Annotated in this window: 8 protein-coding genes; all 8 read left to right on the top strand. The window is 37.2% G+C overall.

Translation table 11 applies throughout. The features are described from left to right. Positions 1-127 precede the first annotated feature (127 nt). Complete coding sequence (locus ACWPWS_RS19640; protein WP_245169816.1) at positions 128-1,732, top strand: autotransporter assembly complex protein TamA; 1,605 nt, start codon at positions 128-130, stop codon at positions 1,730-1,732. Positions 1,733-2,040: 308 nt separating this feature from the next. Then, positions 2,041-5,199 carry a SusC/RagA family TonB-linked outer membrane protein gene (locus tag ACWPWS_RS19645; protein ID WP_309513572.1) on the top strand — a complete coding sequence of 1,053 codons (3,159 nt, stop codon included), beginning with the start codon at positions 2,041-2,043 and terminating at the stop codon, positions 5,197-5,199. 20 nt (positions 5,200-5,219) lie between these two features. Continuing rightward, positions 5,220-6,740: a SusD/RagB family nutrient-binding outer membrane lipoprotein gene (locus ACWPWS_RS19650; RefSeq protein WP_454047641.1), complete on the top strand. Its 1,521-nt coding sequence runs from the start codon at positions 5,220-5,222 to the stop codon at positions 6,738-6,740. A gap of 83 nt (positions 6,741-6,823) precedes the next feature. Next, positions 6,824-9,169, top strand: coding sequence for a phosphocholine-specific phospholipase C (locus tag ACWPWS_RS19655; protein ID WP_454047642.1), 2,346 nt, complete (start codon positions 6,824-6,826; stop codon positions 9,167-9,169). Positions 9,170-9,356: 187 nt separating this feature from the next. Next, complete coding sequence (locus ACWPWS_RS19660; protein ID WP_309513575.1) at positions 9,357-9,935, top strand: hypothetical protein; 579 nt, start codon at positions 9,357-9,359, stop codon at positions 9,933-9,935. A gap of 104 nt (positions 9,936-10,039) precedes the next feature. Then, entirely contained in the window at positions 10,040-10,840 is an 801-nt protein-coding gene (locus ACWPWS_RS19665) for a WxL protein host-binding domain-containing protein (protein WP_454047643.1), read from the top strand. Next, a complete protein-coding gene (locus tag ACWPWS_RS19670; RefSeq protein WP_454047644.1) occupies positions 10,833-13,586 on the top strand; it encodes a COG1470 family protein in 2,754 nt (917 codons plus the stop codon). Before ACWPWS_RS19665 ends, ACWPWS_RS19670 begins: the two co-directional genes overlap by 8 nt. Positions 13,587-13,621: 35 nt before the next feature. Beyond that, positions 13,622-14,119, top strand: coding sequence for a hypothetical protein (locus ACWPWS_RS19675; RefSeq protein WP_454047645.1), 498 nt, complete (start codon positions 13,622-13,624; stop codon positions 14,117-14,119). Positions 14,120-14,127: the final 8 nt, after the last annotated feature.

Here is a 14,127-nt window from a genome sequence, read left to right on the forward strand (position 1 = left end):
TTATTTAATAATATAAAATTTTAAACCATTAAGAGGAATTAAGTTATAAAGAATGGTCAAGATAAGCTTCGCTTTAAGTTTTACTACACTTAATTCTATCGTTTGCCTGGTATAGATACATTTGGGATTGAAACTGTTTTTAAAAATATTTTTTGTACTGTTCTGCGTTTTTACACAAGCGCAGAAGAAACAATATTGGCTGATTGATACGGAAACTAAAATCAGAAAAAAAGTAAAAGATTCAACCTCTGCAGTCAAATTTCTGGATTCATTAGCCCAAAGTAATTATTTCTTCACCCAACTGAAAGACGTAAAAATAAAGGGTGACAGCACTGAAATTTTCTATGACAAAGGGAAGAATTTTAATCAAACCTATGTCAATCTTACGGATTCTCTTGTTCAGAAACTGAAAATTCAGAAAGATTTTTTTACTAAGAACTTAGATTCTACCAAGAAAAGTATCAACAAAGCCTATATTGATGAAGGTTATTCTTTCAGCAGAATCAAATCTAAATATAAAGGGCAGAAAAATGGTTATCCTATTGTAGAACTTGACATCAATAAAAATGATAAAAGATCGATCAACGGATTTGTTGTCAAAGGATATGAAAAAGTTCCTAAAAGATTCATCAAAAATCTTGAAAAGGAATTTAAAGGTAAAAATTATGATGACAAAAACCTTTTAGCTATTAATAAAACCTTTCAGAGCCATCCTTTTCTAACACTTGAACGGCAGCCACAAACATTATTTACGAAAGATTCTACCAGTATTTACCTGTTTTTGGAAAAGAAGAAAACCAATACTTTTGACGGGGTCATCGGATTTGGGAATGACAAAACTTCCAAGTTTACCTTAAACGGAACGATGAATGTCAATTTCAGGAATATGTTCAATGGTTTTGAAACTGTTAATTTATACTGGCAGAGAAACCCGGATAAAGGACAGAATTTTGATCTTCGGGTGGACATTCCGTACCTGTTCAAATCGAATGTCGGAATGGATACAAAAGTAAACATCTATCGTCAGGATTCTACTTTTGCCAATGTAAAATTCCTTCCAGCCTTTTATTATCATATCAACAACCGGAACAAAATAGGTTTAAGAGCAACCCTGGAAAGCTCAACAATTATTGATACCTTATACGTTCAGGGAAAAGACTACAACAAAAAGGGAATCGGGATATGGTATGAAATGACAGAGCCCACCGATATTGATCTTTTCCTTTATAAGACAAGGATCAATGCCGGATATGATTTTTTAACAACCACCTACTCTAAGGATAATATTAAAGCCAATCAAAACCAGTTTTATTTCTTTGGAGAACATAACTATCACATTTCAGGAAACCACTTTCTGAACATCAAGGGAGAAGGAGCAATGATGGATTCTAAAATAGAATTCTCTGCGAATGAATTATACCGTTTTGGAGGCTGGAATTCCATGCGGGGATTTAATGAAAACTCTCTTGCTGCCGATTTCTACTACTACGGAAGTCTGGAATACCGCTATCTGATCGGCAATCAGGCATTCTTCGATTTCTTTGGACAATATGGACAGCTCAATAATAAATCCCTCAAGGTAAAACCTAAGCTCTACAGTGTCGGGCTCGGTTTCAATTTCTTCATTCCTATCGGTTTGATGAGTTTCCAGCTGTCTAATGGTAACGAATTTGGAAATCCTTTTAAATTTAATGATATCAAAATTCACTGGGGAATCCTGAGCAGGTTCTAAAAAAGAAAGGAAGAGGGAAGCTGGAAGATCGAAGTTATTGATGTCCCGGTTTTACTATCCTGTGATTTTTATTGTAAAGATTAACATTGACTGCTCAGAAATTTATAACACGATAGCGACTTCCAGCTTCCCTCTCCCAGCTTCCTACCTTTTATAGTATAATAAAGCAAAAATCCATACATAAAGGATATTTCCCATTTTACTTTTCTATTAATTCTTCATGTTAAAAAATATTAAATCGTATTTTTATTTTAATACATCATTAAAGTACAGGTAACAGTGCTCTCCTAAATTTGCCTTCAAAAAAAATGAAGAAGACTCTAGCTACTTTTGCCGTTTTTTTACTTCCTCTATATTTTTCCGCACAGGAAATCAATATTTCCGGAAATGTAAAATCAGAAAATGGCTCTAGTGTTTCCGGTGTAAACATCACTGATAAAAATACAGGAAAGACTGCTACTACAGATCAAAATGGTAATTTCACCATTTCTGCAAACCCCAAAGACATTCTTGAGTTTTTTGCTCCTGATTTTTCTGTTTATACCGTTGAGGTTTCTTCAAAAAAACAGTATTCTGTTGTCTTAAAAAAGCCAAACGAAAAGCAGATTGAAGGCGTTGTCATCACCGCATTAGGTATTGCCAAGAAGAAAGAAAAAATCGGGTATTCCACTCAGGAAGTAGGAACAAAACAGTTTGAAACAATCACCACTCCAAGTATTGGAAATCTATTCTCCGGACAGGTAGCTGGTTTGAATGTTTCCAATCCGACGGGAATGCAGCAGGCACCACAGTTTACATTGAGAGGAAACTCCAATCTGGTTTTTGTTATTGACGGCGTGATTGTAGAAAAGGAAGTTTTCCAGAATTTAGATCCTAATAATATTGAAAATATTAACGTACTGAAGGGAGCTACCGCTTCAGCTCTGTATGGTTCGAGAGGTCGTTACGGTGCAGTGTTAATTACAACGAAAACCGCTAAGAAGAAAGGCTTCTCTGTAGAATTTTCTCAGAATACCATGATTACGGCAGGATTTACGAATCTTCCAAAAACCCAGACTGAATATGGTAACGGTTCTCACGGAAAATATGAATTCTGGGACGGAGCTGATGGCGGAGTTAATGACGGAGATATGATCTGGGGGCCAAAATTTGTTCCCGGTTTACAGATAGCCCAATGGAACAGCCCCATCAGAGATAAAGTAACAGGACAGGTAGTTCCATGGTACGGAGCAGTGACAGGAACTCAGTATGACGACAAATCAAGATATGAAAGAGTTCCGATCGACTGGAAATATCATGACAATTTAAATACTTTCTTAAAACCTGCGGTGATCAATAATAACAACTTTGCGATCAGCTATAGAAATAACAAAGATGTATACAGATTCTCCGGAAATTTCATGAATTATGATGACAGAGTTCCGAATTCCTATCTTCAGAAGTACGGAATTAATTTCTCCTCTGAAAATCATCTTGGAGATAAATTAATTTTTGATACGAAATTCAATTTCAACCAGGCTTTTACCCCTAATATTCCCAACTACGATTACAACCCAAGCGGACACATGTACACCATTTTGATATGGATGGGAGGTGACGTAGACGGCAATGCACTGAAAAACCACATGTGGATTCCCGGAAGAGAAGGAAGGGCACAGGCCAACTGGAACTATGCATGGTACAATAACCCATGGTTCGGAGCGGAATATTATAAGAATCAGAACAGAACCAATATCATCAATGCACAGACAGGTTTAGAATATAAAGCTACACAGGATCTTTCGGTAAAAGGGAAAATATCTCTTGTGGAAAACCACAGCAAAACGGAAGTATTGAGTCCTTATTCCTATTTCAATTACAGTGCGCCAAGAAGTGGAGGTTATATTTTGAAAGATAATAAAACATGGAACCTCAACTATGATGTACTGGCAACTTATAAGAAAAAAATATCCGAAAACTTTGATTTTACAATCAATGCCGGAGCTTCAGCTTTTTATTATAAAAACAATAACAATGAAAGGTCTACAGATGGATTGAAAATTCCTGAAGTATACACCTTTGAAAATTCAATCGGAGCGCTGAAAAATTACACTTATCTGAAGGAAAAACTGATTTACAGTGCCTATTCAACGATTGATATCGGGTTGTATAATGCTTTCTTCATCAATATTTCAGGACGTAACGACTGGTCTTCCACGCTTCCTAAAGCCAACAGATCTTACTTCTACCCTTCGGCTTCCATCAGTGCTGTGATTTCAAACCTGGTAAAATTGCCGGAATCTATCAACATGTTGAAACTTTCCGCTTCATGGGCAAAAGTAGCCTATGACTTCCAGCCTTATTCCATCAGAAATTATTATCTGAATAATCAGGGAATCACTTTCAACGGAAATCCTACGTATTATTATCCAACGACTCTGAATATAGAAAACTCTTTGAAACCGGAGCAGACAAAGTCCTATGAATTAGGTTTAAGTGCAGGTTTCCTGAATAACAGAATTACCTTAGACGCCACTTATTTCAGAACATTAGACTATAATAATATTCTTCAGTTCCCGGCGGCAGAGTCATCAGGTTTCACCTCCCAATATGTAAACGGAAACGAATACACCACAAAAGGATTTGAAGTTTCCCTGGGTATGGTTCCTGTAAAAACTGCCGATTTTACCTGGAAAACCCTGATCAACTGGAGTACTTACGAACAAAAACTGACTTCCATTTATGACAATATGCCGAACTATAATAATATTAAGTTAGGGGAAAGAATGGACAGTTATTATGACTATACCTGGCAAAAGTCTCCGGACGGAAAAGTTATCCTTGATGCCAATTCAGGAATGCCTACAAGAGCCAATACACCAAGCAACCTGGGACACTTCAATCCGGACTGGACTTTCGGCTTCAACAACACATTCAAATACAAGAAATTTAGTTTAAATATAGGAATTGACGGAAGCATCGGAGGTGTGATGAGGTCACAGGTAGTAGAAAAAATGTGGTGGGGCGGAAAGCATCCAAATTCTGTAGCCTACAGAGATCTTGAGTATGCTAATCCGGGAACCTATTATTTTGTACCGGATGGAGTTAATTACAATCCGGCTACCGGCCTTTATACTCCACACACCAAAGCGATAAGTTTCCAGGACTGGGCACAGAATTATCCATACCAGGCAAGAGTAACGCAGGACGAAAGTGAGGAGTTTGCCAACGTTTTCGACAGAACCTTCATCAAGCTTAGATCTGTAGTTCTGGAATATGATTTCTCTTCATTACTGAATCCAAAAGGAATGGTAAAAGGTTTCACCGCTAATATTTCAGCGTATAACCTGGCGATGTGGAAAAAATCAAAGAACCTTTACTCCGATCCTGATTTCCAGATCAGAAGCGGAAGAAAAGAAGATATCACCAATGACATTCAGGATCCGTCCAGCCGATGGTTCGGAATCGGATTTAATCTTAAGTTTTAACTAAAAAGTACGTCAAGACAATGAAAAATAATAGTAATATAGTAAAAGGGATAAAAGGTAAAACAGCAAAAGGGTTAATAAAGAGCATCTTTGCTGCAGGACTTCTGACATTGGCATCATGTGAATCCAACCTTGATAAAATCAATGAAAACCCTAATGACCAGGCCAGCATTGATCCTAAATATCTACTGACCTTCGTTGAAAAATATACATTCCAGGTAAATGGTGATAATATGTATGCCTCAAGAATGATGATTGGTACTGATGGTGAAAATTCTTACCAGTATATGAAATGGAATGATGCTTCTTTTGAAGTCTATACCAAAGGACTTCTGAATACAGGAAAAATGATGCAGGAAGCAGAGAAAAGAGGAAATAAAAATTATCTTGCCATTGGTAAATTTTTGAGAGCCTATCACTTCTTCAATATCAGTTTAAAAGTGGGAAGTGCTCCCTATTCTGAAGCGGCAAAGGGTGAATCAGGCATTACACAGCCTAAGTATGACACGCAGGAAGCAATTATGTCCGGAATTTTATCAGAATTAAAAGAAGCTAATGATCTTATTAATACCAACGACAAAATTGAAGGTGACATTGTATATAACGGTGATGCTTTAAAGTGGAAAAAACTGATCAACTCATTCCGTCTAAAAGTTTTAATCACACTTTCGAAAAAAACGACAGTAGGAAATTATAATATTGCTACAGAATTTACTTCTATTGCAGGGAGCCAGTCTTTGATGACTTCTATTGCAGATAATGGTGAGCTTAAATTTGCCGATGCAGCAGACAGCCGATATACTATGTTTAACAACAGCGGATATGGTTCCAGTTTATATATGGCAGATTACTTTATCAATATGTTCAAAGACAGGCATGATCCCCGTTTATTTACTTTTGCAGCACAGACTACAGGAGCAAAAGAAGCCGGAAAAGCCATCACAGATTATACAGGATATAACGGCGGAAATCCTACTTCCCCATATTCTGACAATGCAGCACTGATCACGGCAAAAAATATCTCTAAAGTAAATGACCGTTTTTATAAAGATCCTACTAACGAACCTGCGTCTGTATTAAGCTATTCAGAACTTGAGTTTATCCTGGCTGAAGCTGCGGCAAGAGGCTGGATTTCCGGATCTGCAAAAACCCATTATGATAATGCAATTAAGGCAAGTTTCAGTTTTTATCAAACGTATGTAAAAAATCCGGGACAATATTTCTCAGGATTTGATATCAACCAATATCTGGCGACTCCTTTGGTAGTTTACAATAATGCTGATCCTCTGCAGACACAGCTTGAAAAAATCATGACTCAAAAATACATGACCATGTTCCATCAGGCACAATGGACTTCTTATTATGACTATCTGAGAACGGGTTATCCAAACTATCCTTTAAAAGCAGGAGTGGCGGCTCCTTTCAGGTTCAGATATCCACAATCTGAATACAGCTATAACAGTACTAATCTAAAAACTGCTTTGGCAGCCCAGTACGGAGGAAATGACAATATCAATTCCAAACCTTGGTGGTTACAGTAAAAAACTGATTATTTTTTATATAAAACAAAGAAATCGCAGGAAAATCCTATTAACTTGCGGTTTCTTTCTTATTACGATTGAACATGAACAGAAGAGAATTTTTAGAAAAATCAAGTCTTTTATTAGCAGGATTAGGAACTTCAAGTGTTCTCCATCCTTCCATTTTAAAAGCTTTAGCTATTGATCCGGCTGCACAGTCTACATTTTATGATGCAGAACATGTCGTAATCCTGATGCAGGAAAACCGTTCATTTGATCATGCTTTTGGGGCACTCAAAGGAGTGAGAGGTTTTTTGGATAAAAGAGCATTTGTAAAGCAGGATAGACATTCCGTATTTTTTCAAAAGAATGATGATGGAAAATATGCATCTCCTGCCCGACTGGATTTAAGAAATACAAAATCTACATGGATGAGCTCACTGCCTCACTCATGGGCCGATCAGCAGAAAGCACTGAACAAAGGAAAATACGATCAGTGGCTTCAGGCTAAAGCATCAGGAAATAAAGATTATAAAAATATACCGCTTACATTAGGGTATTATAACCGTGAAGACCTTCCTTTTTACTATCAGCTGGCGGATGCATTTACCATATTCGATCAGTATTTCTGCTCTTCACTTACCGGAACAACTCCCAACAGATTATTTCTTTGGTCCGGAACGTTGAGAGAACAACAAAGCGGTAAGGTAAAAGCCAATGTTGTGAATGAAAACATTGATTATGATAAAGCAAGACAGGCAAAATGGAAGAGTTTCCCTGAAATTTTGGAAGAGCAGAATGTTTCGTGGAGAATTTATCAGAATGAAATCAGTCTTCCGAAAGGAATGTCTGGCGAGCAGGAAGCCTGGTTAAGTAATTTTACAGATAACCCGATTGAGTGGTTTTCAAAATTCAATGTTAAGTTTTCAAAAGGATATTATCAGAATATCCCCAATATCATAGCCTATCTGAAGCAGGAAATTGAAAAAAATCCTAATCAGAAAAAAAGACTGGAAGCCATGATGGCTGAGGTTCAGGAAGATCAGGTAAAATATCATCCGGATAATTATTCCAAACTTTCTAAAGAAGAAAAAAACCTTCACGAAAAAGCATTTACCACCAACTCTAATGATCCTGATTACTGGAAACTGGAAATCGGAAAGGATGAAAATGGAGAAAGACTGGTTGTTCCTGAGGGTGATGTCCTGTTCCAGTTCCGTAAAGATGTGGAAGAGAAAAAACTTCCGCTGGTTTCATGGCTGGTAGCTCCTGAACATTTTTCAGACCATCCGGGATCACCTTGGTACGGAGCATGGTATATTTCTGAAGTTCTGAATATTTTGACCAAAGATCCTGAAACCTGGAAAAAAACCATATTCATCATCAATTATGATGAAAATGACGGATATTTTGATCATGTTCTGCCTTTCGCTCCACCCATGAACCCAAGCCAGCCTGTGGATATGAACGGAAAAGAAGGCGTGGAATATGTGGATCAATCTCAGGAATACATGAGCAATCCTTCTTTAAAAAATTATGAAAAAATTGAAGGAACCGTTGGATTGGGTTACAGGGTTCCAATGATCATCGCTTCCCCATGGACGAAAGGAGGGTTTGTAAATTCCGAAGTATCGGATCACACTTCTGTACTGCAGTTTCTGGAGAAATTTATCATGAAAAAATTCAAAAAGGATGTGCATGTTGACAATATCAGTGACTGGAGAAGAGCGGTATGTGGTGATCTCACCTCTGCCTTCAATTCTACCAGCGTAAAAGCGCCACAGATGGATTATCTGAATCAGAAAGAGTATGCTAAAACCATCAATGCCGCCAAAAATAAACCGGTTCCTCATCTGAAATGGTATGCTGAAAATGAACTTAAAAACACTTTGCTTGAAATTCAGGAAAGAGGATTGAAACCATCTCATCCACTGCCGTATCATTTCCATGTCAATTTAGAAGGCGAACAGATAAAAATGTCCAATTTAAAAGAGAATGGTGTTCCGCTTTTGGTGTATGACAGGACTCAATTCGACAGTAAGGATTATCATTTTTCATATGCCCTATATTCCATGCAAAAGTTATCCCATGCTGTACATTCCGGAGCTTATGATTATGAAATTTTCGGTCCCAATGGCTTTTTTAGGAAATTTCAGGGAAGTATTTCACCGGAAATGGAGATAATTTTAGAGAATATGACCGCTAAAAACCAAGTGGAACTGACGATAAGAAATACCAAAAAGAAAAATTTCTCCATTCATCTGGAAGATTTGTACACAAAAAATAAAAAAACAATTTCTGTACAAAAACCTGAAGAAAAAATAATTATTGATCTTGATAAATTTAAAGGATGGTATGATTTGAAAATAACATCAAACGAGCATCTGTGGCACTTTGCCGGACGTATAGAGACCGGAAAAGTCTCTGTTTCTGATCCGCATTGGGCATAAAAATTTCTTTTAATATTAATAAAAAACCTGTACAAATTTGTACAGGTTTTTTTGACTTATTGTGTTAAAATATATTTTAAGTATAATGCATTACATACGATAAATAATTGTTAATATAAAAATTATAATATATTTTTCTCAAATTATTCTGAATTTTGTTATATTCACTTAACTAATTACTTGCATCATGAAAAAACTAAATTTAACTATTGCAGCGTCTTTATTTGCATTGGCTCTATCCGGGAATCTGAGCGCGCAAGACCTCGCTACAGATAACCATACGGTTACCATTTCTATTCCCGAAGTTGCATTGGTAGATATTGAACCATCTGCCACAAAAAACATTACTCTTGGGTTTACAGCTCCTACGGAAGCAGGAAATCCCATTCTTCCATCTGCAGCCAACACTACTTTGTGGCTTAATTATTCTTCTATTAAATCTGTGGCAGATCCTACCCGTAACGTAAGCGTAAAAATGAACGCTATCATTCCTGGAGTAGATCTTAATGTAACAGCGGCAGCTGCCACCGGAGCTGGAGCAGGTACATTAGGAACTTCTGCAGGTCTGCTTACATTAACTAGTACTGACCAGACTATTATTTCTGGTATTGGAAGTGCTTATACAGGAAATGGAGCTAATAACGGTCACAATCTTACCTATGCACTTGCTGCAGGAAGTGGTCCTGGAGGTGTAGCAGCGTACGCAGATTTACAGGCTACAGCTACTGTTGCTGCTACCGTTACTTATACAATATCAGATAATTAGAATTTAATTAAAATTCTATTCTGCGTTTCAAAAACAAGAAGAAACTGTTATTCAGTTTCTTCCTGGCTTTGTATTATTAATGATTTAACTCCAAACTTTATATCATGATAAAGCGTATCCTTCTTTTGATCACCCTGATTTTGCAGTTCAGCTTTTTACATGCCGGTATTGTGATTCTCAACGGGCTTACGCATTCTTATAAAATAGAAAACGGAAAGGTTTATAAAGGAAAAGTTGCCATTGAAAACACAGGCAGTACTCCTCAAAGTGTAAAAATATTTTTACAGGATTATACCTACCATGCGGACGGAACGACCAATTATACAGCATTACATACCAATACACGCAGTAACGGCGAGTGGCTAAAACTCAATACCAATCTTGTTACGCTTAAAGGTAAAGAAAAGACTGAAATATTCTATGAAATAACAGTTCCCAATCAGGCCATGGATCCCGGAAGCTATTGGAGCGTAATTATTGTAGAACCCGTAGAAGAGATAAAACCCAGCGACAGCAAACCAGGAGTGAGTATCACTTCTATTATACGATATGCCATTCAGGTTATTACAGATTTTGAAACAGAAAAGGCCAAACCGGACCTTAAGTTTGAAAGTGTAAAGGTGGAAAAAATGGAGGGAAAACAAACCGCAAAGGTAGCAATAGCCAATAACGGTAATCTTTACTGTAAACCTACAGCTTCCATTGAAATTTACAATCGTAAAACGGGTGAAAAGGTGGGTACTTATTCAAGTTTAACAATGGGGCTGCTCCCAGGCACCTCCAAAACATTTTACATTGATATCAGCAAATTACCCCCTGCTCAATACAAAGCAGCGATCATAGCGACCGATGAAGAGGAGAATGCTTTTGCACTCAATGTGGAACTAGAAGTAAAAAATGATTAGAACTTGGACTTTATTTATTATCATAACATTATTCCCGGTATTTATTTTTTCTCAAGAGCAATCCAACCGATTGATCAGTAAAAAAGATAGTTTAATGCCGGGAATGTCTACTTCTGTTCCCTTCACTTTAGAAAATAATTCAGCTGAAACCAAAACATATGATATTTCAGTTAGTACATCAAGTCCGTCTATCAATCCTATTTTAGCAAAAGGAGAATTTCAGATTCCTCCTCATGAGACCTCGGTATACCTGGTTCCCTTACGTGTGGGAACAGAAACCGGACAGGGTACTTATTCTGTCATATTGAATATTACCGATCGTAATAATGGAATATCGTTTACGAAAAATTCAAAAATCATCGTTTCCGGAAACAGAAATCTTTTGGTTACCCCATTGAATACTCCTGAATTCATAAGAGCCGGGGAAACCATCCTGGCTTCTTTCCTTATCAAAAATAATGGGAATGTAACCGAAAACATTGTACTGGAAAGCAAAAATGCAATCGTTGATCATGAGTCATCATTAGTGCTGGCCCCTAATGAATCAAAGACTGTCACTATTCATAAAGTAACAAGTCCTGAACTCGCTCAAAATGAATTTCAGAATCTAAACCTTTTCGTATATTCGAAGGGTAACCCTAAAGAAAATCAGGATGTCTATGTAAGTACCCAGGTGATATCAGCAAAACCCTCTGAAAAAGATATTTATCACAGACTTCCTGTTGCCCTCTCCTTATCTTTCATCGGAATGCAGAATATGGGAGTGTATAACGATGGTTTTCAGGGGGAAATCTACGGTAAAGGAACACTTGATAAAGACAACAAAAATCAGATTGAGTTCAGAGCTGTCACCCACAATCCTGTAGAGCTCAACACATTCACCCAATATGAAGAATATTTTGTGAACTATAAACGGGATCAATTGTATATTCATCTTGGTGATAAATCGTATTCTTCATCTTATCTTACGGAGTTTGCAAGGTATGGTCGTGGAGCGGAGATTCGTTATGATTTTAATAAAGTGAGCTTTGGGGGCTTCTATAATCATCCAAGGTTTTTCAGAGATATCAAAGATGAATTTAATTTCTATTCCGCTTTTAAAATCAGAAAAGAGTCTGAAATTACTGTAGGATATCTTTACAAAACTCCGCGGCAGGGAGAAATCCGTTATACAGATGTCAGGCTAGACTCTGATGCTCATCTTCCTTATGCTAAAGGAAAATTCAAGGTTTCAAAAAATATAAACATTTCCGGAGAGCTGGCCTACAGCACTACACAAAAAACAGATGGAACAGCTTATTTATTACAGGCTGATGCTGTTTTTAAAAAGTTGAATGCAGGCTTAATGTACATGAGAGCCAGTCCTGATTTTGCCGGATATTTTACCAATACCAATACCATCAATGGTAATATTTACTATAATGTTACCAAAAAGATCAGTGTATTTGCCAATTATATGCAGGATGCCAAAAATTTCCAAAGAGATACCCTTTTACTGGCAGCACCTTACAGAAAATATTTGCAATATGGAGTACAGTACAAATATCTGCCTACCGGTTTCGTCATTCTTACGAATGGGTATCAAACCTATAAAGATCGTTTAGAACCTAAACAGTTTGATTATTATGAACGTTACTTCAAGGTGAGTGTTAATCAGCAGGTAGGAATGTTTCAGGTAAATCTGGATGGGCAATTCGGTAAAACAGATAATTATCTGACAGGATTTAATGGTAATTCAAGTTTTTATTCTGCAAATCTTTCATTTCAAAAATTCAGAACAACCTTTAACATCTTCGGAAGTTATGCCATAAGCTCAAGGTACCAGCTTCAAAATCAGAAAAATTTTTATTACGGAGCAAGAATCTTCAGCCAGTTTTCTGATAAGACCAGCTTAAGCATCTTTTATCAGAACAATTATATGCCTGAAGAATATTTTAAAGACAGAAATCTGTTTGAACTTCTTTTTCATCAGCAGTTATTTCCCGGAAATGAACTTGACCTTTCGGGAAGATATTCATTGCAAAGAGGAGAAATTGGGAATAAAGATTTCATTTTCTCCATGCGTTATACATGGCGTCCTCATATTCCGGTACAGAAAACTGCGGAATATATTTCGCTGTCAGGAAATATCAGCAATTTAGGGATCAAAAGAACGGAAGGAATTAGATTAATCCTGGGAAGTTATCTGTCCATTACGGATAAAGAGGGGAATTATATATTTAAAAATGTTATTCCGGGGAATTATTTCCTTGAAATAGATCGTTCAACTACGGAAATTAATGATATTCCAACCCAAACTTTTCCTGCAGCCCTTTCCCTGGTGAATAAGGATAATACTTTCAATTTCGGATTAACCACAGCTGCCAATGTTCAGGGACATATTCAGTTTCTGGATACGGGAGAGAAAGATCAGATAGATTTAGCGCAGATACAAACGCTAAAAGGAAAGAAGAAAAGAGAAAGCATTATTGTGGAAGCCACCAATAATGATCAGACTTTTCGGAAGATATGTTATATCGGAGAAGATTTTGATTTCACTTATCTCCGCCCGGGAGACTGGACCGTTAAAGTGTACCGCAATGGATTGGATAAGCGCTATAAAATTTCGACAGATAAATTTCTTTTTACTTTAAAACCTTTAGAAACAAAGAAATTAAGCATCAATGTTGTCAAGCAGCAGATAGAGATCAAATACCAACAGGAATCCTTGAAAGTAGGATATAATGAAATAAAAAAGAAGAGATGATTCTGATCCGTTCCCTAGTATTAATAGCATCGGTTATGATATCCGGTTCAATCTACTCCCAAACCACGGCGAGTACTACTGTCAGCTTAACATTGCCTGTGGTAACGTTAATGGATATTGAGCCAACAGGAAGCATTACATTAAATTTCACACCTCCTACTGAAGCTGGAAATGCCCTGGGAACTCCCACTCCCAATACATCAAAATGGGTCAATTATACTTCCGCCATTACTTCCGGAGGGCTTACCCGAAGAATTACGGCCTCAGTAAATAAACTTATCGCAGGCGTGAATATAAGGATTCAGGCAGCGGCAGCTTCCGGAGCCGGAGGTGGAACACGGGGAACATCTTCAGGACAGGTTATTCTCACCACAACTCCCACAACTATTATTAGCGGTATCGGAGGAGCATATACAGGAAATGGAGCTAATAACGGCCATGCCCTTACTATTTCATTGGCCACAAATACGTATGCCAATTTACAGGCACAGGCCAATACAGCAATTGTCATCACTTATACCATCACAGAATAAAATTAGAA

Source organism: Chryseobacterium sp. Marseille-Q8038 (genome assembly GCF_965111995.1).